The organism is Devosia sp. CAU 1758 (genome assembly GCF_054482695.1).
In genome coordinates, this window is the sequence record NZ_JBTLRJ010000001.1 from 654,852 (window position 1) to 675,898 (window position 21,047).

Annotated in this window: 22 protein-coding genes; 9 read left to right on the forward strand and 13 right to left on the reverse strand. The window is 62.8% G+C overall.

From position 1 onward, the window contains the following. Positions 1–160: 160 nt before the first annotated feature. Positions 161–550 (forward strand): DUF2147 domain-containing protein, encoded by a 390-nt coding sequence (locus ACXYMS_RS03275; protein ID WP_458903627.1) that lies wholly within the window; start codon positions 161–163, stop codon positions 548–550. Here ACXYMS_RS03275 and ACXYMS_RS03280 read toward each other — a convergent pair. From ACXYMS_RS03280 to ACXYMS_RS03290, 3 genes are all read right to left on the reverse strand, one after another. Continuing rightward, positions 547–1,452, reverse strand: coding sequence for a DMT family transporter (locus tag ACXYMS_RS03280; RefSeq protein WP_458903629.1), 906 nt, complete (start codon positions 1,450–1,452; stop codon positions 547–549). The two genes, ACXYMS_RS03275 and ACXYMS_RS03280, sit on opposite strands and share 4 nt — an antisense overlap. 92 nt (positions 1,453–1,544) lie before the next feature. Beyond that, positions 1,545–2,777, reverse strand: coding sequence for an aminotransferase class V-fold PLP-dependent enzyme (locus ACXYMS_RS03285; RefSeq protein WP_458903631.1), 1,233 nt, complete (start codon positions 2,775–2,777; stop codon positions 1,545–1,547). Positions 2,778–2,947: 170 nt separating this feature from the next. Next, entirely contained in the window at positions 2,948–3,568 is a 621-nt protein-coding gene (locus ACXYMS_RS03290) for a Spy/CpxP family protein refolding chaperone (RefSeq protein WP_458903633.1), read from the reverse strand. Positions 3,569–3,691: 123 nt separating this feature from the next. Between ACXYMS_RS03290 and ACXYMS_RS03295 the strand changes: the two genes are divergently transcribed. Then, positions 3,692–4,078 carry a GNAT family N-acetyltransferase gene (locus tag ACXYMS_RS03295; RefSeq protein WP_458903635.1) on the forward strand — a complete coding sequence of 129 codons (387 nt, stop codon included), beginning with the start codon at positions 3,692–3,694 and terminating at the stop codon, positions 4,076–4,078. 5 nt (positions 4,079–4,083) lie between these two features. Here the strand turns inward: ACXYMS_RS03295 and ACXYMS_RS03300 are convergent, their stop codons facing one another. Further along, positions 4,084–4,512 carry a CBS domain-containing protein gene (locus tag ACXYMS_RS03300; RefSeq protein WP_458903637.1) on the reverse strand — a complete coding sequence of 143 codons (429 nt, stop codon included), beginning with the start codon at positions 4,510–4,512 and terminating at the stop codon, positions 4,084–4,086. Positions 4,513–4,646: 134 nt separating this feature from the next. Beyond that, positions 4,647–4,904, reverse strand: a complete 258-nt coding sequence (locus ACXYMS_RS03305) for a hypothetical protein (protein ID WP_458903639.1) — start codon at positions 4,902–4,904, stop codon at positions 4,647–4,649. 188 nt (positions 4,905–5,092) lie between these two features. Here ACXYMS_RS03305 and ACXYMS_RS03310 point away from each other — a divergent pair, with 188 nt between their 5' ends. Next, positions 5,093–5,509, forward strand: coding sequence for a DUF4864 domain-containing protein (locus ACXYMS_RS03310; RefSeq protein WP_458903641.1), 417 nt, complete (start codon positions 5,093–5,095; stop codon positions 5,507–5,509). Here the strand turns inward: ACXYMS_RS03310 and ACXYMS_RS03315 are convergent. Next, positions 5,506–5,703 (reverse strand): hypothetical protein, encoded by a 198-nt coding sequence (locus tag ACXYMS_RS03315; RefSeq protein ID WP_458903643.1) that lies wholly within the window; start codon positions 5,701–5,703, stop codon positions 5,506–5,508. The genes ACXYMS_RS03310 and ACXYMS_RS03315 overlap by 4 nt on opposite strands. A gap of 145 nt (positions 5,704–5,848) precedes the next feature. Between ACXYMS_RS03315 and ACXYMS_RS03320 the strand changes: the two genes are divergently transcribed. Together ACXYMS_RS03320 and ACXYMS_RS03325 are read left to right on the forward strand one after the other, a co-directional pair. After that, the gene (locus ACXYMS_RS03320) at positions 5,849–6,910 is read left to right on the forward strand and encodes a LacI family DNA-binding transcriptional regulator (protein WP_458903645.1); all 1,062 of its coding nucleotides are present in this window, start codon (positions 5,849–5,851) and stop codon (positions 6,908–6,910) included. Positions 6,911–7,040: 130 nt separating this feature from the next. Next, positions 7,041–8,243, forward strand: a complete 1,203-nt coding sequence (locus tag ACXYMS_RS03325; protein ID WP_458903647.1) for a pyridoxal phosphate-dependent aminotransferase — start codon at positions 7,041–7,043, stop codon at positions 8,241–8,243. Position 8,244: 1 nt separating this feature from the next. Here ACXYMS_RS03325 and ACXYMS_RS03330 read toward each other — a convergent pair whose 3' ends face one another. From ACXYMS_RS03330 to ACXYMS_RS03355, 6 genes are all read right to left on the reverse strand, one after another. Then, positions 8,245–9,366, reverse strand: coding sequence for a hypothetical protein (locus ACXYMS_RS03330; RefSeq protein ID WP_458903649.1), 1,122 nt, complete (start codon positions 9,364–9,366; stop codon positions 8,245–8,247). Between the two features lie 1,529 nt (positions 9,367–10,895). Further along, entirely contained in the window at positions 10,896–11,603 is a 708-nt protein-coding gene (locus ACXYMS_RS03335; RefSeq protein ID WP_458903650.1) for an HAD family hydrolase, read from the reverse strand. Positions 11,604–11,903: 300 nt separating this feature from the next. Then, positions 11,904–12,797 carry a LysR family transcriptional regulator gene (locus ACXYMS_RS03340; protein ID WP_458903652.1) on the reverse strand — a complete coding sequence of 298 codons (894 nt, stop codon included), beginning with the start codon at positions 12,795–12,797 and terminating at the stop codon, positions 11,904–11,906. Between the two features lie 114 nt (positions 12,798–12,911). Beyond that, the gene (trxB, locus tag ACXYMS_RS03345; protein ID WP_458903654.1) at positions 12,912–13,862 is read right to left on the reverse strand and encodes a thioredoxin-disulfide reductase; all 951 of its coding nucleotides are present in this window, start codon (positions 13,860–13,862) and stop codon (positions 12,912–12,914) included. Positions 13,863–14,099: 237 nt separating this feature from the next. Next, positions 14,100–14,573 carry a transcription elongation factor GreA gene (gene greA, locus ACXYMS_RS03350; protein ID WP_458903656.1) on the reverse strand — a complete coding sequence of 158 codons (474 nt, stop codon included), beginning with the start codon at positions 14,571–14,573 and terminating at the stop codon, positions 14,100–14,102. Positions 14,574–14,926: 353 nt separating this feature from the next. After that, positions 14,927–15,136, reverse strand: coding sequence for a cold-shock protein (locus ACXYMS_RS03355; protein WP_086470158.1), 210 nt, complete (start codon positions 15,134–15,136; stop codon positions 14,927–14,929). A 497-nt stretch (positions 15,137–15,633) separates the two neighbouring features. Here ACXYMS_RS03355 and ACXYMS_RS03360 point away from each other — a divergent pair, with 497 nt between their 5' ends. Then, positions 15,634–16,611, forward strand: coding sequence for a methyltransferase (locus ACXYMS_RS03360; RefSeq protein ID WP_458903659.1), 978 nt, complete (start codon positions 15,634–15,636; stop codon positions 16,609–16,611). Between the two features lie 49 nt (positions 16,612–16,660). Further along, positions 16,661–17,677: a low-specificity L-threonine aldolase gene (ltaE, locus tag ACXYMS_RS03365; protein WP_458903660.1), complete on the forward strand. Its 1,017-nt coding sequence runs from the start codon at positions 16,661–16,663 to the stop codon at positions 17,675–17,677. A 1-nt stretch (position 17,678) separates the two neighbouring features. On the opposite strand, the gene ACXYMS_RS03370 is transcribed toward ltaE, so the two are convergent. Continuing rightward, complete coding sequence (locus ACXYMS_RS03370; RefSeq protein WP_458903662.1) at positions 17,679–18,194, reverse strand: hypothetical protein; 516 nt, start codon at positions 18,192–18,194, stop codon at positions 17,679–17,681. 212 nt (positions 18,195–18,406) lie between these two features. On the opposite strand from ACXYMS_RS03370, the gene ACXYMS_RS03375 reads away from it, so the two are divergent. Next, positions 18,407–19,573, forward strand: coding sequence for a GNAT family N-acetyltransferase (locus ACXYMS_RS03375; RefSeq protein WP_458903664.1), 1,167 nt, complete (start codon positions 18,407–18,409; stop codon positions 19,571–19,573). Further along, positions 19,566–20,870, forward strand: a complete 1,305-nt coding sequence (locus ACXYMS_RS03380; RefSeq protein WP_458903665.1) for a lipopolysaccharide biosynthesis protein — start codon at positions 19,566–19,568, stop codon at positions 20,868–20,870. Before ACXYMS_RS03375 ends, ACXYMS_RS03380 begins: the two co-directional genes overlap by 8 nt. Positions 20,871–21,047: the final 177 nt, after the last annotated feature.

The following is a 21,047-nucleotide window of genomic DNA, read 5'->3' on the forward strand; positions in this document are numbered from 1 at the left end:
CTGGCCTATGGGGGGAGCCGGGATGGCCAGACCCTATGGGGGCAAGATGACAGGGACGTGACGGCGCTTATGTCTGTTGAAAACGGGGCGAAGGAGCCGTTCAGCTTCGGTTCAGGCAGGAAAAACCACACTTGAGACAGTGTATTTGCGGGAGATTATCATGACGCGACTTGCCCGGATGGCTCTTGGTCTTGCGCTTTGCCTCGTGGCCGTGGTGCCGGCCAGTGCATCGCCAGTGGGGATGTGGGAAATCGAGATGCGGGATTCGCGCTATGACGTGCGCCTGTGTGGCGACGGCTCCCAGCTGTGCGCGGAACTGGTGTGGCTAGGCAATGGCGCCGACAATGCCGAGAACCTGCCTTATTTTAACACGTTGCTGATCGACCATGCGCGACAGACGCGGGCCAATCAGTGGAAGGGTGAGTTGCACATCTACGGGCAGCGGGCGGCCGGGACCATTACCCAGGTGAGCGCCGACCAAATCACGCTCAAGGGCTGCGTAGCCTTCATCGTGTGCAAGACTTATCAGATGTATCGCTACGACGATTAGTTTGTGATCCGGGGCGCGTGCGGTCTGCGCCGCGCCCAGATTGGCGGCACACCCTCTACGAGGAGGATGGCACCAAAAATCAGTGCCGCGCCGGCATAACCGATGGCCGGTAGCCGCTCACTCAGAATAAGCGCCCCGCCAAGAGCGGCAAACAGGCTTTCCGCCGAAAGGATGATGGCAGCATTGGCCGGCGGCACGTGCTGCTGGCCGATGGCCTGGAATGTAAAGGCCACTGCGGTTGCCAGCACTCCGGCATAGACGATCTCGATCCACCCAGCAGCGACCGCTGCCAGGGTCGGCGCTTCGGTGACTAGCGCGATGGCGGAGGCCACCGCGCCAGCGGAAAGAAAGCTGATCGCGGAAACGAAAATCGGCAATCCGGTCAGCCTTGCAATGTGCCCCAACAGGATGACATGCAGCGCCCAGAAAACAGCGCAGACGGTGATCATCCAATCGCCGCTGTTGAAACTCTCCAGCCCGCCGCCATTCAGATAATATGTACCGACCAGCGCCAGGGGCACGCCGATAAAAATGATCGGATGAGGCTTGGTGCGAAACAGCACATAGCCCAGCAGCGGCACGAAGAAGACATAAAGTGCAGTGAGAAACCCGCCATTGGTAGCGGTGGTGGTCACAAGACCTGCGTTCTGCAGCCACGACCCGATGAAAAACACCAGACTCACGGCGCCAATGTAAAGCCAATGCGTCCGCGTCAGTTGGACCGGTCGACGCCGTCGCTCGTGCAGCGCAAGCGGCAGTACCAATAATCCACCCAGCAAGTAACGCACGCCGGTAAAGGTCAGTGGCCCCATGGTTTCGAGGGCTGACTTCTGCGCGATAAACGCAAGACCCCAGAACATGGTGCAAATCAACAGCAGCAGCGTGGCGACGGGACGGGACATGGGGAAACTCGAATTTACTTGAAGCGTACCCCTCATCCGCCCTTCGGGCACCTTCTCCACAAGGGGAGACGGGAAGGGTGGCGCAGCGGATCTTACAATACGGCGTCGAGCGCCTTGATCAGCTGCTGGATTTCTTCGGGCGATGTGTAATGCACGAAGGAGAGACGGAGGACGCCGTGATTGTGCGGGTCGATGCCCAGGGCTTCGAGCAGGCGCACGGCGTAGAAATTACCGCCCGAGGCCATAATGCCGTGGCCGGTGAGGCGACGAGCCAGCGCGACGCCCGGCTCGGCGTGCAGCACCGAGATGGTGGGCGCGCGCTCGGTCGGCTCGGATGGGCCGATGAGACGGATGTCGTTGCGGCTGCGCAGATAATCGAGCAGGGGCGCGGCCAGGGCGATTTCCTGGGCGCGCATGGCGGCATGAGCGCGGCGGAAGGGATCGACGCCTTCGATGATAGCGGGCGCCAGGGCGGCGATCTGTTCGAGATAGTCGACAATGCCGGCGGTGGCAGCGATCTGGGCGTGATCGGGGCCTGCCGGGGTCAGGCGATAGCGCAGCTTGGTGTCGTTGAAGAAGTGCCCTTGATTGGGAAGGGCGCGGGCAAGCTCGGGGCGGATGGCCATGACGCCCTGATGCGGCCCATAGGTCTTGTAGGCTGAGAAGAAATAGATGTCGGCGCCGAGCGCGGCGAGATCGGGCAGGCCATGGGGGGCGTAACTGACGCCGTCTACGGCAAGGACCGCACCTACGGCATGGGCGCGGGCGGCAATCTCGGCCACGGGGTTGATGTCGCCCACGATATTGGAGCAGTGCGGGGCCGCGACCAGTTTCACCTTGTCGTCGAGCAATGCGTCGAGGGCGGGAAGCGAGAGGCAGGCGGTTTCGGTATCCACCTGCCATTCGCGCACCTCGATGCCGCGATTGGCCAGGCGACGCCAGTTGCCGGTATTGGCCTCATGATCCTGATTGGTGACGACGATGGCATCGCCGGGCTTGAGCCAGCCGGCGAAGGCATTGCTTAGCACGTAGGTATTGGCAGAACTGGAGGGGCCAATATGGATCCAGTCAGCAGGGACATTGAGTGCCTGGGCGAGACGCTGGTAGGCGTGGTCCATGGCCTGGCCGGCGGTCTCGGACGCCGGATAGACGCCGTAGGGCTGGACCTTGGTGGCGCGATAATATTGATCGAGCCGATCAAGCGTGGCCTGTGCGGTATAGGAGCCACCGGCATTCTCGAAAAAGGCCTGGCCAGAAAGGCTCGGTTCGGCAAAGGCAGGAAAAAGCGCACGAATACGTGCCGGGTCGAGGGGAAGGCTGGTCATGTTATGTCCGCGAAAACTGGTCTCGCGATTGGTAATGGAGGTGCGGACAAAAGCAAACCCCGGCTGTTGAGAGCCGGGGTCCGGCGGCGCCGCCGGTCGAAAGAGACGAGGGGCACCGCAGGGCGATCCGCCGACGAAGGAGCGCGGCGGATCGGTTTGGGTGTAGAGGGTCAGCGATTGCCCGGGCCCATGGGGCGCATGCCGCCATGCTGGCCGAAGCCGCCCTGGTGCTTGCCCATGCCGGCGTGGCGGTCGCCGCGCTCGGGCGCCAGTTCGGCCTGCTGCTCCTCGGTGAGGCTGTCAAAGAAAGCGGTGAAGGCTGGCTGCAAGGCTTCGAGGGCCGCCAGTCGAGCGGACTGGACGGCAATGCGGTTGTCGAAGCGCTCGGAGATGTCGGGACGCTCGACGGTTTCGCCTTCGGCCGGCGGGGTTGGACGCAGGCCTTCGGTGGCGGCTTCAAAAGCGGCGGTGGCGGCCAGTGCGTCGGTCTTGAGGGCTTCGAGCAGCACAGTCTGCTCGTCGGTCAGGTCGATGGCGTGGCTGAGGCGCACAATGGCAATCTCGATGGCTTCGGCACCGCGCTCGATATTGAAGAGACCGCCCATGCCGCCGCCTTGACGCATGCCGGGGCCCTTGCGGAAGCCGCGCTCGGCAGCGGGAGCCTCGCTCGACTGGGACTGGGCAGCGGGTGCCGCCGGGGCAGTTTCCTGGGCCAGGACCGGGGCCACGGCGCCAAGGCCGATAGAGGCGGTCATCAGGGCCACAATGGCGGTGGTGGAAATCGTCTTCATGGTCGTTCATCCTTTGCATGGGACTGGCCGGCAGCCGGCGCGAGAACGACACTAGAAGAGGCAAGCTCTTCACGACCTTGCGATGGGATGAAGCTTTGGAGAGGTTGGTAAGGTGAGCGGGCAATGATCGAAATGGTGGTGGACTCATTTCCCGACAGGACGCTGTTGGCGGCATTCTGGCGCCGGGCGTGGTGTGGGGCATTTCCGGAGGCCTATCACGATGTGCTGGCACGCAGCCTGGCGCATGTTGTGGCTATGGATGACGAACGGTTGGTTGGGTTTGTCAATGTCGCCTGGGATGGCGGCGTGCATGCCTTCATCCTCGATACGTCAGTTGATCCCGACTATCGACGGCAGGGGATCGCCACGCGCCTGGTCAGGTGCGCGACGGCGCTGGCGCGGGACCGCGGCGCCGAATGGCTGCATGTGGATTTCGAATCGCATCTGGAGGACTTGTATCGCCAATGCGGGTTCAAACCGACGGCAGCGGGGCTGATCCGCCTCCGCTAGGGCACTTAGCTCGAGATATATTCGCGCAGGGCCTCGGCCTCGTGCTCGACTTCGGCGATCTTGAGCTTGACCACGTCGCCGATGGAAATGATGCCCACCAGAATGCCATTCTCGGCCACGGGCATGTGGCGGATACGGCGCCGGGTCATGCGTTCCATCACCTCGTCGATCGTCGTGGTGCGCTCGCTGGTGACCACATCCCTGGTCATGCAGTCGCCGATCGAAAGGGCAAGGGCACCAGTGGGGTTCCTGCCGAGCTGGCGGACGATGTCGCGCTCGGACAGGATGCCGACGATGCGGGCCTTGTCATCGGTGATGACGACCGCGCCGATATTGTGGGCATTGAGCAGGGCGACCGCATCGGCGAGCGTGCCGGTCTTGGAAAGGGTGTGTACCGCGACACCCTTGGTTTGCAGGATGGTATCGACATGCATTGGCCAGTCCTCCTGAAAGAAAAGGAAGTGTGAACCGGCCCCGGCTGCATCGCAATAGGCCGTTAGTCAAAAAAGAAAGGCCGACGCGGGGCGCCGGCCAAGGTGGTCGTCAGGGGGAAACAAAGTGGCCGGGCTCAGCTGTCTTCAGCGGTCCGCGCCCAATTGGTGGGGCGGGGTGTAGGCAAGGGTGCCCGGGCAGGCACGGAGCCGCGCCAGACAAAGCGGGCGACTTCGAAAAGGAGGACCAGTAGCAGCAGGGTGAGCGGAACCATGAAGACCGCGACCTGTGTATCGGGCTGACTGGCGAAGTTGGCGGCCTGGGCCGGAGAAACGCCGGCAATAAGCGCTCCAGCGGCGACCAGGGCAGAACCAAGAGCGCCGGCTAAGGCCATCAACCTGAAACTTTTGCGCCTGGGGGACGTAGATATGTGCATGGGATCGACGTCGTATCCTCGTTTCCAATGCTGCCACATCATCACGCAAAAGCGGTTGGACTGTGAAGCGAAGAGGGGCGTTGCTGGACCATTTGAAGGCAGAACCGTGGCGCTCCGAGCTGGCGCCGGAGCCAGGAGGCCAAGTGATGCGCGTATTCTGGATGATGGTGCTGAGTGTTTTCATGCTGATGCCGGCCGTGGCGCAGCAGGACAATGAGCCTCTATGGCGCGAGACTGTGACCGGCCAGATCGCGGCGTTGCGCAGTGGCGATGGCGTCACTGCCTTGTCCCTTGCGGGTGCCGGGTTCCGGGCGGCCTATGATGATCCGCAGCGGTTCATCGATGATGTCGCGCGCTCCGGCTATGGGCCGATTGCAAGTTCGCGCTCGCATAGTTTCGGCGCCTATCGGGAATTGACGACCGGCGTGGTGGTCCAGGAGGTGGAGTTTGTCGGAACGGACGGGCGCGTCTGGGAAGCGATCTACCAATTGGCCGACGAACGCGACGAAGGCTGGCGCGTTCAGGGCGTGGTGCTGCGCAGCACGGAGAGCCTAGGGATCTAGCGTCGCAACGCGGCGGCGCTGGTTTCGCATAGGTCAGGGGCAGGGGTGTTGCGGCGCAGGGCGCCGGCCAGACGCGAGAGCCATGATATCACGCCGTTTCCGCGGGGCTCCTGTCGCTCGATAGCGGCTTCTATGTCGGGGTCGTACCAGGTCTTTTGAAATACATCCTTGAACAGGTAGCTGGCGGGGATCATTTTCACTCTCCGTCATTGAATCGATTCAAGTTGCAGGCATAGTTTTCTTGAACCGATTCAATCAATGGAGGATGACAGTGTGAAGGTCAAGTGGAATTGAACCGATACAAAAAATTTGCTACAGGAGGGCAACGGAGCGCGAAGAATGACCCCTCGAGCCGGGCAAGTGAAGTTGCGGGATGTCGCCAAGGCAGCCGGCGTGTCGCAGGGAACAGCCTCCAATGTGTTCAACCGGCCCGATGTGGTGCGGCCTGAAGTGCGCGAGCGGGTGCAGGCCGTGGCTCGGGACCTCGGCTATGCCGGGCCGAGCCTGACGGGCCGGCTGCTGCGGGCGGGCAAGGTCAATGCGATTGGCGTGGCCACGGCCGAACCGCTGACCTATTTCTTTGAGGACCAATGGGCGCGCGCCATGATGGCAGCGCTGGCCGCTGCCTGTGACCGGCGGGGCGCCGGGTTGTCACTGGTGTCGAGCGTCAACGATGAGCGGCTGGCCTGGAATATCCAGAATGCGCTGGTGGACGGGCTGGTGCTGCTCTGCGCCGAAGAGGGGCGGGCGCTGATCGGGGAGACCGAAAAGCGCGAACTGCCCTTTGTGGCGCTGGGCATGGAAGAGGGGCTGGGCGATACGCCTGGCGTCGGCATCGACAATCGCGGTGGGGCGGAGGCGGCGGCGCGACATCTGGCCGGACTTGGACATCGCCGGGTGGCGATACTGGGGATCGGGGAGCAATGGAACGGCACATTGGCCACACCCGAACAGGTGTTGCAGACGCCGTATCTGACGGTGCGCGACCGCGTCGAGGGCTATTGGGCCGGCATGGCCAGTGTGGGTGTGCCGGCGGCTGACATCGCCTATGCCGATACGGACGGCACGCAAGAGGTGGTGTGGGCGGCAATGGACCGGCTGTTCGCTCTGGCCGAACCGCCAACCGCCATCCTGGGCATGTCGGACCGCACGGCGCTGTTCGCAATGGGATGGCTGGCGAGCCGAGGCAGGAGAGTGCCGGAGGAGGTCTCGGTGATCGGCTTTGATGGTGTGCCCGAGGCCGGCGATGCGGTGCCGGGTTTGACCAGCGTGCAGCAGCCGTTTGACGAGATTGCCGAGCGAGCGGTGTCGTCCATTCTGGAGGGAGAGCTAATCGACAGCGCGCGTCAATTGCCGCTGCCGCTCGTGGTGCGGGGCAGTACCGGTCCGGTAGCTGGCTGATTTCCGGTTCGGATCGCGCGGTTCTCCGAAACCCTCTTCGCGTTTGCCGATTGGGTGGCTAAAACCTTTGCCGAGTTTCGTTCTTCGCGTGTCATTGCCTTCAGGCGGCATGCTCTAACCGGAGGCAATGATGGGGTTCCTGTCCGAGGCATTGGGGCGCGTGGCGCCGTCCGCGACCGTGGCGATCAGCCAGAAGGCGCGGGTGATGGCGGCCGAAGGCAAGGACATCATCGCGCTCTCGGCCGGTGAGCCGGATTTCGATACGCCGGAACATGTCCGCGACGCGGCCAAGCGCGCCATGGACGAGGGCAAGACGCGTTACACCAATGTGGACGGCATTGCCGAACTCAAGGAAGCGGTGGCGGCCAAGTTCCGGCGCGACAATGGACTGGATGTGACGGCAGCGGATTGCTTTGTCGGTTCGGGCGGAAAGCAGATCATTTTCAATGCCTTGATGGCCACGCTCAACCCCGGCGACGAGGTGGTGGTGCCGGTGCCCTATTGGGTGAGCTATCCCGAAATCGTGCGGCTGTGCGGGGCCGAGCCGGTGTTTGCCGTTGCGGATGCTTCGACGGGGTTCAAGCTGGCGCCTGAAATGCTGGAATCGGTCATCACAGACAAGACCAAGTGGTTGATTCTCAACACACCGTCGAATCCGACCGGTGCGGCCTATTCAGCCAATGAATTGAAGGGGTTGGCCGAGGTGCTGATGCGGCATCCGCATGTCCACATCCTGACCGACGACATCTATGAAGTGCTGGTCTATGACGGCAAGAGCTTTGCCACCATTGCCCAGGTGGAGCCCCGGCTGCAGGCCAGGACCCTCACCATGAACGGAGTTTCCAAGTCGCATGCGATGACCGGCTGGCGCATCGGCTATTGCACCGGGCCGAAGCCGCTGCTGGCCGCCATGGTGAAGCTGCAGAGCCAATCGACCACCAATGCGTCGTCCATTTCGCAATGGGCGGCCGTCGAGGCGCTGAACGGGCCGCAGGATTTCCTCAAGGAGTGGCGCGACGTGTTCCAGGCGCGGCGCGACATGGTGGTAGCCGGGCTCAATGCCAATACCGGGCTCGATTGCCTGACGCCGGAGGGCGCATTCTATGTGTTCCCGTCATGCCAGCGGCTGCTGGGCAAGACGAGTGCGGGCGGCACCAGGCTCATGACCGACGAGGATTTCGTGCTGGCGCTGCTGGAGGAGACGGGGGTGGCGCTGGTGCATGGGACGGCGTTCGGCCTGCCGGGGCATTTCCGCCTGAGCTATGCGGCGAGCAATGCAGAGTTGGAAGAGGCGGTCAAGCGCATCCAGGGATTCTGCGCGGGGATCAGCTAACCTATTGACGGCCCAGCAGCGTGGCCAGGCCGCCGGCGCTGGAATTGCCGGTGGCCTGGGTGAACATGCTCATCAGCTTGGAGGTGCTGGCATAGCTCTCCATGGCCGCCTGGTAGAGCTGGTCGGACCAGCCTGTGGCGAGGCGTTCTTCTTCGCTCAGCGAGGAATATGCAGCAATGATGTTCTGGCTGAAGGCGGTCGGGTCGCCGGATTTGCTGGCGCTCTGGAAGCCGGCGAGCAGGGTGGCGCCGCTCTTGGCCTGGAGTGCGGTATTGGCCGCGCGCACTTCCTCGCCGGTGAAGGTGCCCTCGCTGTCGAGCACCATGGCGGAGAGGGCGCGGCTGGAGAAACCGGACACGTCGATATAGGTGCCGATGGTGGTGGCACGGTTGAAGGTGGGTACGCGCCCATTGGCCCTTGCGTCTTCATAGAGCTTGTCGAGCGTGGTGCGCACATTGGCCGCCAGATCGATCATCGATGGGGGTGCGGCAGTGTCGCCAGTGTCGGTGAGGACCAGATAGAGGGCGACCGGATCGCTGGCGCCGGCATCGGGCAGGGTGTCGGGCGCGGACTTGAGCTGCTTGAGCCCTTCGGTGAGCGCGTCGCGTCCGGCCTTCCAGTCGGCGCTGGCGCGTTCTTCCGGGCCCAGGGCGTCGAGATAGGCGGCTGCGGCCTTGTAGAGCCCGATGAAGCTGCTGGTAACCTGTGCAATGGCGAAGGGCCCGGAGAGGGCGGCCTCGAAGCGGCGCTGCATTTCAAGGCCCGCGGCTGCGCGCTCGTCAGGGGTGAAGCTGTCATCGCTGGAGAGCGCATAGAGCTCGCGCTGGTCGAGGCTCGACAGGTCGACCGCCAGCTTGCCATCGCTGAGCGGAGAGGTGCGGTCGGCATCGTCGAGCACCTGGGTGAGCTTGTGGCGCGCATCGGCCAGAACGGCGGTGAGATCCCGTTCGGCCAGGGCCGCCCTGGCCTGATCGGAGAGGGTGACGGCGGTTGCGGCGCTCTCAGTTTTGGTGGTGGCCGCCGCAGTGGTCGCGGTCGTGGTGGTCTTGGCGGTGGTCGCGGGATAGCTCGTGCCATAGCCCTGATAGGCTGAATAGGGCGCGGCGGCGTTGACGCTGGCCATGAGCTTTCTCCCGGTGAACAAAACAGGCGTTGCAAGCGACGTGCCGAAAAAAGCGTAGCAATTTCAAGGGATGGATCGCCCGGCGGCGGCAAAATGTGCCGGTTCGCCGCGGGGAGGGGGCAAAAAAGAAGGCCCCGCCCGAGGGGATGGGCGGGGCCATCGGTCCACGACCGAAGCCGCTGACCTTGGAGGGGCGGGTCACCACGAACACCGCCGTTGAAGCCAGTATCGGATGCCTGAACCTGACGCACAAACGCGCAATTGGAAGTGCTGCCATGCAGATTCGCGTGGGAGCAGCAAAAAAAAAGGCTCCAACCGAAGTTGGAGCCTGATGATAGGGCCGAAGCCAAATCGCGAGTTTTGGTCCTGCGCATGGGAGGAGGATATGCGCCTGACCGGTGGACCGTCACCGAGGGAGGAGGATTCGGTTTCGATCCGGTGTCGCAAGAAGCGGGTCCGAGGGAGGAGGATACGGAGCGGCTTCACCAGCGACAAAGCCAATATAGGTTTTGACCGTTTGGTCAGCAATGCACACCTGATCATAACTGCTATGCATTAGGCACAGCGACAACCTGTCCATTTTCTAGGCAGGTCGACAGGTTGGCGACAGGAATGCCGCTCATGGAAAAAAGAGGCCCCATCCGAGGATGGGGCCTGATGATAGGGCCGAAGCCAAATCGAAAGTGGGGCAGAGAGCAAGGGAGGAGGAGTATGCCGCTCTGCCATGGACCTTGGATCAAGGGAGGAGGAGATGATCCGCAGTCCGGTGTTGCGATGCGGGGTCCGAAGGGAGGAGGAGATCGGAGTGCGCCTCAGCAACGAGGACATATATGAACTCTACTGGTTCGATAGACAATCCCGAAACTGACATGTCAGCCATGCGTTTCTGCAAGGGATTGTTATGTCACCAAACAAAAAGAAAGGCTCCGCTCGAGGGGAGAGCGGAGCCCTAAGGAGGACAGATCAGGGATCTGTCAGGAGGGAACGCAGCGAGCGCAAGGGAGGGAGGAGAAACACCCGCTGTGATGAGGGGCATATAGGGGTGGCTAGTCCGTCCGCCTATTGGCCAGAGGTTATGTCAGCCATGCGATTTGTGCATGCCGGCTGAATTTATTCAATGAAATCAGTGTTTGGAGAAGGGGCTGCGACCCGCTGCCACAGGGGGTGGAGAGTTTTTTGGGAGTGGGCGGTGGAGGAGCAGGGCGCTCGCCGGGCTTGAGTGGCTCATGGGCCCGGCGTGGGGTGCTGGCACGACCCGTGGATTCGGCGTCATGGTAAGTCGCCAACCCCCACCCCGGCTTTGCTAGGGCCTGCCCGCCAGCGTCGCAACCCTCCCCTCAAGGGGGAGAGAGGGAACCGGCGTCAGCCTACGGAGCAATGCTCTCGCGCCGCTACCATCCCTGTAAGGCATAGAATTCCTGGCCTCCTCCGCTCAAATCGCTCCACCGGAGCGATGTGCCCTGCGAGACGCCTCGAAGCCCACGATGGGGAGGGAGGGGTGAAGCTGGGCCACAGTTTACAGGGGCTGCCTAGTCCGAGGCTTCGAGGCGGTTGATGGCGGCCTGCAATTCGCCAAGGTGGGCGACGCGGGCGTAGCGCGGTTCATCGGTTGGTTCTTCGGCGCGCTCATAGGACCAGGTGAGATCGTGCGGCACATAGGCGGCAAAGGCGCCCGCGGCCAGGGCCGGGAGAATGTCGGATTTAAGGGAATTGCCGGCCATAATGGTGTGTTCGGCGCCCTCGGTGTGGCGCGCGAAGATGCGGCGATAGACGGCTTCGGTCTTGTCGGCAACGACTTCGACGGCGGCGAAGTATTCGGCCAGGCCAGAGGCGGCAAGCTTGCGCTCTTGATCGAAGATGTCGCCTTTGGTGACAAGGATCAGCCGGTAGCGCTGTTGTAACTGTTCCAGTGCCGCATCGACATAGGGCAGGGTCTCGAGCGGATAATCGAGCAGTTCGCGGCCGGCGGCGAGGATTTCGGCAATGACGGTGCCGGGGACACGATGATCGGTGACCTCAAGGGCGGTCTCGACCATGGAGAGCGCAAAGCCCTTGGCGCCAAAGCCGTAGAATTGCAGGTTGCGTGCTGTAGCGGAAATCAGGCGCTCGGTGAGATCAGGCGCGTCGGTATAATCGCGCAGGAGGTCGGCAAAGCGTTGCTCGGTCAGGCGGAAGAACTGTTCGTTCTGCCAGAGCGTGTCATCGGCATCGAGGGCGATGGTAGTGATGCGGGGCATTGATCTGTACTATGCGCTCTAGTGTTCTGTTTGGAACCGAGATGACAAGCTACTGGACGAGAATCGATGACTTTCGCAGCCCAGGAGAATTCTTTCGATTTGAATCCTGGATCGAGGAGCAAGTGCAATGCGGGATGGCCATCAAGTTGCCTGTACGCTCTCCATACATTGGGGCCAGCTTCCACGAGGAGTGGTTCCGACACCTTGATAGCGGCGAACTGTGGCGTCTGGTCAAGCCAGATTTCCCTTTTGTGGGACTCTTCGAGCCAGTCGTAGGAAGCGCTGCCGAATGATCTCGTCTTAGAAGCTCCACTCCCTCGCCTTGGACACCAGGAAGTCGCGGAAGACGCCGACGCGCTTGGAGTTCTTGAGGGCAGGCGGATAGACGAAATAGGCCTCGTAGTGCGGCAGTTCGATCTCGGGCATGACCTGGACCAGGCCATCTTCCTTTTCGGTGACATAGTCGGGAAGCATAGCGATGCCGATGCCGGCGCGGCAGGCCTGCATCATGCCATAGATGGCGTTAACGCGGAGCGCGGCGCGGCGGGCGCTGGAATCGCTGCGGCCCATGCGCTCGAGATAGTTGATGTCGCCCAGATAGGAGGGGACGGGTTCGCCAAAGCTGATGACCCGGTGATTGTCGAGGTCCTCGGGCGAGGCGGGCGTGCCGTGTTCATCTATATAGGCATTGCTGGCATAAAAGTGGTTGTGGACCGTGAACAGCTTGCGCTGGATCATCTCGGACTGATTGGGACGATGCAGGCGGATGGCGACGTCGGCCTCGCGCATAGCCAGGTCGAGCTCGGCATCGTTGAGGCGGATTTCGAGCTGGATCAGCGGATAGAGCTTGAGAAATTCATCGAGGCGCGAGCTGAGCCAGGTGGAGCCGATACCCACCGTGGTGGTGACGATGAGCGGGCCGGTTGGGATGTCCTGGCTCTCGGACATCTGGGTCTCGACCTGCTGGAGTTCCCAATGCATGCGATGAGCGGTGCGGAAGAGCTGTTCGCCGACTTCGGTGAGGACAAGGCCGCGGGCGTGGCGGATGAAGAGCTTCAGGCCCAGATCGTCTTCGAGCGCCGAAATCTGGCGGCTGACGGCCGACTGGCTCATGCCCAGCTTTTCGGCAGCATGGGTGAAAGAGCCCGACTCGGCGGCGGTATGAAATATCCGAAGCTTGTCCCAGTCGAGCATGGTGTGACGCTTTCCTTGTTAACTCTCAGCCAGGGCGAACGCTGGCCCTCGCACGAGGCGAGGGAGGCGCAATAATTGTGACAGTAGCGTGACTTAGGCCGAGATTTTGCACGTCTATTCCGCCGCCTCCGCCAGTTCATGCGCTGCCAGATATCGCTCCGCATCAAGCGCCGCCATGCAGCCCATGCCGGCGGCGGTGACAGCCTGACGATAGACATCGTCGGTCACGTCGCCAGCAGCAAAGACGCCGGGAATATTGGTTTCGGTGGAGCCCGGCTTCACCTGCAGATAGCCGCCCGGCTTCATGTCGAGCTTGCCGGCAAAGATCGAGGTGGCGGGCGCATGGCCGATGGCGACAAAAATGCCGTCGATAGGCTGCTCGTAGGTCTCGCCGGTGGTGGTGCTGCGAAGGGTGACGGTGTTGACCGAAGGGGGCATCGGTGACCCGCCGACTTCGGCCACTTCAGTATTCCAGCGCACTTCGATCTTGGGGTTCTTGAACAGGCGATCCTGAAGGATGCGCTCGGCGCGGAACTCGTCGCGGCGATGCACGACGATGACCTTTTCCGCGAAATTGGTAAGGAACAATGCTTCCTCGACGGCGGTATTGCCGCCGCCGACCACCAGCACCTGCTTGCCGCGATAGAAAAAGCCATCGCAGGTGGCGCAGGCGGAGACGCCAAAGCCCTGGAATTTCTGCTCGGAGGGAATGCCGAGCCACTTGGCCTGGGCGCCAGTCGCGATGATCAGGCTGTCACAGGTGTAGGTATCGCCGCTGTCACTGGTGAGCACGAAGGGACGGCGGTCAAAATCGACATGGGTGATGATGTCGTTGACGATGCGCGTGCCGACATGCTCGGCCTGTGCCTTCATCTGGTCCATGAGCCAGGGGCCCTGGATGACATCGGCAAAGCCTGGATAGTTCTCGACATCGGTGGTGATGGTGAGCTGCCCGCCGGGCTGCAGGCCTTGGATCATGAGTGGTTCCAGCATGGCGCGCGCCGCATAGATCGCAGCGGTATAGCCGGCCGGGCCGGAGCCAATGATGATGACTTTCGCGTGCATCGCGACGCTCTCCAACAGGTCAGGAATCTCCCTCTGAGCCTAGTTAAGGGCCGAAGGGGAAAGGTTTCAAGGCAAAGTCACTCCCGCAGAGCAGATGCGCGCGGGAGTGAGCAGGAAAGACACAGGATTTTCGGATAATGCCCAAATTATGAGCGTCAGGCTGCTCAACAGACGCGGCCCTGGCTCTTTGTCGAACCGCTGTCGCGGGAAAGGGCCTCCGTTTTCCCCGCGCGATTCTCACGCATATACGACCTTGATGATCTCGTAGCTCCGGGCGCCACCGGGAGCGGCGACTTCGAAAGAGTCGCCCTGTTCCTTGCCGATCATGGCGCGGGCGATGGGCGAGGAAATGGAGATGCGGCCGCCCGAGGCGTCGGCTTCGGGATCGCCCACGACCTGATAGGTCTTTTCTTCCTCGGTATCCTCGTCGAGGAAGGTCACGGTCGCCCCAAACTTGACCGTCGAGCCGCTCAGCTTGCTGACATCGATGATGTCGGCCAGCGCCAGCATGGTCTCGAGTTCCTTGATCCGGCCCTCGTTGAGGCTCTGCTGCTCCTTGGCAGCCGAATATTCGGCATTCTCGGACAGGTCGCCATGCGCACGCGCCTCGGCAATGGCGTCGATGATGCGGCGGCGCTCGCTGCTGGTGCGGTGCTCGAATTCTGCGCTAAGGGCCTTGTGCCCCTGAACCGTCATCGGGATCTTGTCCATAATCGTGCTGCCTCCAATCGGCTCGCAAAACAAAAGACCGTCGCGCGGCCGGACTTTCCGGGACCGCGACAGCCAGAAACTGGTGATAGTCCGCGTCCCGGCCACAGGCCCGACGACACGGTTTCCCCCTGCCAAGTCCGTTCGGCCAACGCTTCACGACAAGTCTTTAGGAGATTGTGTCAGCTTGCCCGCACGGCGCGCTTCGGTCAAGCGGCTGCGCAAAAGGCAGATAGGGTGTCCACATGCCGTTGCAAAGTCCCTTGCACCGCTAATGGCCCAGCATGCCGGAGGGCTCAATAGCAAGGGGCGCATTCCGGTCTGGAATACGCCCCCCGTTCGTCAGCCTGAGTGGATCAGGAGGCCGTGAGATTGTCGGCGGCGGATTTGCCGGTCCGCTTGTCCTTGACGATCTCGTAATTGACCTTCTGGCCTTCATCCAGGCCATTGAGGCCCGAACGCTGGACGGCGGAGATGTGGACGAACACGTCCGCCCCACCTTCGTCCGGCTGAATGAAGCCATAGCCTTTTTGGCCGTTGAACCACTTAACGGTACCAGTTGCCATGATGCGCGTTCCCTCGTGCAGTCGCTGCTGGAGCGGTCCCGGCCATGCACCTGGCCAGAACCTAGTTGATATCGAAATATCGGAAGATGACGTCAGCAGTTGCGAATGGAATTCGCGTCTTCAGATCAGTCGGCCGCAATATTCGATGGGGCGAAGCCTAGCCTGAAATCCACCAGGCATCAATATGTCGTGTAGGCATGCAGAAAGGCTCGGCAGAACGGAGGTTTCTGTCGAGGCAATAATGACTTAGGCGCAAAGATGCCCGGTGTCGCTTGTGACCCGGACAGGCCGGCGCATGAAGGCGCGACCGTCAATCGGCCAGGGGGATGATCTGACCGGAATTCGACGAGTGTCATACTAGCCAAGACTGCGCGATTTGAAAGGGGAACAATTGGTCGCAGCGCCGGTGCGGAGCAATTTGCTTGCCTTTCGCCGTGCTTTGCGGCACATCCCGCGCGCTGTGCCAGATGGGCCGGTTCTCTCGAAAGCACTTCGTCTTGACCAAGGCGTTTTATTCTTCCGGTGACGTGATCGCCGACCGGCGCGCGGATTATGCTCGCATGCTGGCCGAGCAGGGTGACCATGCTGCCGCGGCCGAGCTGATGGTACAGGCGCTGGACCTGGCGCCCGAGTGGGCAGCGGGTTGGAATCTTGCTGGCAGCTATCACGAGAAGGCCGGATGCCTAGCGGGTGCGATTGCGGCCTGGCGGCGGCTGGAAGCCCTGGATGACGAGGGCGTGTTCGGCGCAAGGCTGAAGCTGGCCGTACACGATGCCGGTCCGGCGGATGAGGGCACGGCGGTGGGCTATGTCGAGGCACTGTTCGACCAGTATGCTCATCAGTTCGAGGACGCGCTGGTGGGCAAGCTGGGCTATCGGGTGCCGGACCTGCTGGACGACCTCGTTGAAGAGGAGATGGCGCGCCTGGGCATTGCCGGCTTCGAGCGGGCGCTGGACCTGGGATGCGGCACGGGCCTGATGGGCGAGCGGCTGCGCGCCAAGGTCAATCATCTCGAAGGGGTGGATATTTCCGCCGCGATGATTGCCGAGACGGCCCGCAAGGGCATTTATGACAGCCTGCAGAAGGCCGAACTCGTGGCAACGCTCAATGCGCGCCGCGCCGATGCCGACCTGATGACCGCTGCAGACGTGCTAATCTATTGCGGCGCGCTGCGCCCGGTGCTGGCGGCGCTGGTGCCGGCGCTGCGGGCGGGCGGCCTGGTGGCCTTCTCGCTCGAAGCGCATGACGGGCAGGAAGAGGTGTTTTTGCGTCCCAGCCTGCGCTACGCCCATGGCGTCGAGGCCACGCGCGATGCGCTGGTGGTGGCGGGACTGGAGGTGCTGCGGTTCGAGACAGCCGTGCTGCGGTTCGATCGCGGCGCGCCGATCACCGGCATCCTGGTGGTGGCGCGCAAGCCGGCTGTGGAACTGACTGCCGCCAATGACGAGATGGAGGGTGGCGACGTCGCGGCCTAGCATTTTGGCGTGAGGCTTGGCAAAAGGGGACGCTAACCCGGAGCCCTCCATGAATAATATTCGCCATGATTTCCGATCCGATACGGTCACCAAGCCTAGTGCCGGGATGCGGGCGGCCATGGCCGAGGCGGAGGTTGGCGACGACGTGTTCGGCGATGACCCGAGTGTCAACCTGCTGGAACAGCGCATGGCGGCGATGCTGGGCAAGGACGCGGCGCTGTTCGTGCCTTCCGGGACGCAATCAAATCTTTTGGCGCTGATGAGCCATTGCGGGCGTGGCGACGAGTTCATCGCCGGGCAGGATGCGCATTGCTACAAATACGAGGCCGGTGGCGCGGCGGTGCTGGGGTCGATCCAGCCGCAGCCCATTGCCCACCAGCCCGACGGCACGATGGCGCTGGGCGACATCGAGGCCGCCATCAAATCCGGCGACAGCCATTTTGCTACGACGCAAGTCATTGCGCTGGAAAACACCTTTGGCGGGCGGGTGCTGCCGGTGGACTATATGCAGTCCGTGGCGGTCGTCGCGCAGCGGCATGGGCTGGGACTGCATCTGGATGGCGCCAGGGCGTTTAATGCCTGCGTGGCGCTGGGGGTGCAGATCGGCGATTTCGTTGCTCCCTTCGACAGTGTTTCCATCTGTCTCTCCAAGGGGCTCGGCGCGCCGGTCGGCTCGGTGCTGGTGGGGCGCCAGGACCTGATCGATACCGCACGGCGGCATCGCAAGATGCTCGGGGGTGGCATGCGGCAGGCGGGTCTTCTCGCCGCGGCGGGGCTTTATGCGCTGGAGCACAATGTGGCGCGGCTGGCGGAGGATCACCGCCGGGCGCGGCAACTGGCCGAGGGGCTGGCGCGTCACGCAGCGCTGACGGTCACCATGCCTGACACCAATATCCTCTGGGTCGACATGGATGCTGACCGGGGCGAGCGCCTGACCACCTTTCTTGCCGAGCATGGCGTTGGCATTAGCGGCCGCTATGGCCGGCAGCGCTGGGTGACGCATCTCGATTTCGGAAACGAAGATGTCGACAGAGCACTGGCCATTGTGGACCAATTCTTCGCCTGACCTAGGGCTTGCTTGAACCCGCCTCGCAGATATCGGCAAGCTTGAAGGTCAAGAATGGCCGCGTTGGATGAGTCACGCTGACATGGCTGCTCTTGGTGCTGATCCCGCCATAGTAGAAAGTGATGTCGGCAGCGGGAAGGTGGATGCTCACATTGTTGCCGCTGGCATAGACCTCGGGAGCAGGCTGGTCTCGCGCGGTGTGCGGATTGAGTATTCTGGCGGCCTTGTCCGGAGGCAGGGCTGCCGAAAATCCTGAGAACTCCTCTTCGCAGAAGACAAAGATGCCTGGCGCGGGTTTGGCGGGACCGAACAGAGCAATTACGTTATCGTTTGCGAAGCTGGCGCGCATGGTTGGTCCGGCGTCCTCCAAGGGGCCAAATTCGGCCTCCAGAAGTGGCCTGGCCTGCTCAATGGGCATTCGATCGAGCACGGCCTGATAGAGGTCGAAAGTATCCGTCTGAGCGATGGCGTGTGGCGTGGTGCAGGTGAACGGCAAGAGAGCCAGAAGCAGGCGCATAGGCAATACTCCTCAACACGTTACTACGATCGGTCCGAAGCAGACTGACGTCAAGCGATCAGCGCGCGTGCTATCGCGTTCTATTGCGCGTCGCTTGTCCCCCAGGCGGGCACTAGTTTGAACTGCGCGGAAATGTTTTGTTCAACGTGTTGGGCAACGGCATGTTCAGGACTGTGGTCTAACCTGTGTTGAAATTGTGGGGGAGACGCCAGTTGCGGCCAAGAGGCAGCATTGTCACACGCGTGCTGGGCACGCTGGAGGAGATCGAGGCCATTGCCGCAGAGTGGCACGGTCTCGACAGGCATTGCGCCGATCCACTGGGCTATTTCCAGAGCTATGACTGGTGTCACAACTGGGTCCGCCAATTCGCCGGCGCCATCGGGCAGCCCTATGTGGTGACCGTGTGGCGCGGAGAGCGGTTGCTGGCCCTGTGGCCGCTGATGATTGTCGAGGCAGCGGGGATCAGGCGGCTTGAAACCCTCGGCACGCCGCATAGCCAATATTGCGGGGCGCTGGTCCGGCGCGGGGCCGTCCCATTGCATGAGATTGCGAGCCGCTTTCGCGAAGCCGCACGCGTTTCGCAGTGCGATGTGACCATCAGCCGGGCCATGCCCGAGGGGAGCGTGCTGGCGGACATCCTGGCCGACCGCCCCGACGTGCCCGGCACCGAAAACTCAGCGTCGGTGCTCGATCTCTCCGGCTATGGCTCGGCCGAAAGTTACATGGCAGGCCTGGGCAAGCTGCAGAAGCGCAATCGCAACCGGCGGCGCAATCACCTGGCCCGGCTGGGAGACCTGCGTTTCGAGGTGATCTGGCCAGGTGATGGCCGGTTTGCGGAACTGGTCAGGCTCTGCACGCAGATGAAGCGCCGCTGGCTGGCGGAGACCGGCCGCTTCAGTACCGGCTTTTCGGCCGAGGGTTATGAGGATTTCCTGGCGGGGCTGCCCGGCGACGCTGCCGGTATGCAGGGCGCCTGCCTTTTTGTGCTGCGGGCCGGTGAGCAGGTGGTGGCTCTGGAGCTGGGGTTCCTCCGTCAGGGCCATTACTACGCCTATGTGGGCGGCTTCGACTGGGACTTGCGCGATCTGTCACCTGGCAAGGTGCAGATGGAGATGACGGTGGGTTGGCTGATCGACAATGGTGTCGCCGCCTATGACCTGTTGATTAACCCCGCCGGCTACAAGGGCAGCTGGACCAACAGGACGGTGCCGGTGGTGACACGGGCGGAGGCGCTGAGCTGGAAGGGACAGGTCTATACTCATGCCTGGCTGCCCAGCGTGCGGCCGGCGCTGAAGCGGCTACATGCGCGTTGGCCGTGGCTGTTGGAGCGCATCAGCAGTTTTCTGCGACCCGCCGCATGCCTGCTGCTCTATGTCTGACCGGAATTCCGGCTCCCTGGACGCAGCCATTGCGCTCGCCATTCGGGTGGCCAGCGCCGCCCTGATCTTCGGGTTGCAGGTGTTGCTGGCCCGGCTGATGCCGGCGGAAGGCTATGGCGGCTTCGTGACGCTGTGGACCTGGATGTTGGCGCTCGGCAGCTTTGCGGCGCTGGGCTTTGCGGAATCGAGTGTGCGCTTCCTGCCGCGCTATCACTTGCGCGGGCAGGTGGTCGCCATCGGCCAATACTGGCGGTTTGGCCTTGGCGTGGTGATTGGCGCGAGCGTGGTGCTGGCGCTGGTGGCCATCGGCGCGGCCCTGACCATGGGGGCCGGTGATGGCGCGGGGCTGACTGTATTGCTAGTGGCGCTGGGGCTGCCGTTCCTGGCTATCGAATATTATCTCGAGGGCGTGGCGCGCTGTTTTGGCTGGTTCCGGCTGGCGGCGGTGCCGGTCTATATCGTGCGGCCAGTGTTGATTGGACTGGCCTGCCTGGGTCTGTCGCTGGCCGGGGTGGAATTGCGACTGCCGGTGGTCGGGGCGGCGCTGATCGGGTCCATGGCTGCGGTCGCGGCCGGGCTGGCGCTGTTGCTGGCGCGCCGACTGGGACGCATCGCCGGCGACCGAAAGGCGCCGAGTGAACGGCAGAAAAAAATGTGGTTTATGGCCTCGCTGCCTCTGCTGTTGCTGTCGGGACTGGAGGACCTCAGCAGCTATGCCGACGTGCTGATGCTGACATTGCTGGCCGAGCCGGAGGCGGTGGGGGTCTATTTTGCCGCGGCGCGAAGCCTGGCACTGGCTGGGTTCGTTGCCTATGCGATGACGCTGGTAGCGGGACGCCGCTTTGCGCTGGACGTCGCGGGGCGATCGCGGGCCGAATTGCAGACCAGTATGCTGGAGAGCACGCGGCTGACCCTGTGGGCCACGATTGCAGCCGTGACGCTGGCCCTGCTGGCCGGACCGTTCCTGCTGGCCGCGTTCGGCCCGGAATTCGTGGCAGGGCAGGTGGTGATGTGGGTGCTGGGCGGTGGCATGGTGCTGCGCGCTCTTGGCGGGCAGGCCAGCGAGGCGATGATCGTTCTGGGCCGACAACGTGCTGGTGTGCTGGTGGGGCTGGGCGTGCTGGCGGTAACAGCCGCGCTGGCGCTGCTACTGGTGCCCATGTTCGGGATTGTCGGCGCCGCAATGGCCAGCGCCGTGGCCATGGCTATGCGGACGCTGGCGCTGGCGCTGGTGTTGTGGCGGACCGAGGGCCTGCGGATTGTCTCGGTCGGCTTCCCCAGGATCGCCAGAGGCTGAGGCCTAGCGCGGCTGGCCCGAGCCCATCAGATAGACTGAATCCCCGGCTTCGGCGCGGCGGAAGGCGATGACAGCAATTCGTCGTCACTGAGGGTGGTGCATGTGAACCGCGAATGACAGCAATGGGCAGTATGCTTGACAGTTCACTCCAAAGTCAGTTAGGTGACTGACTAAATT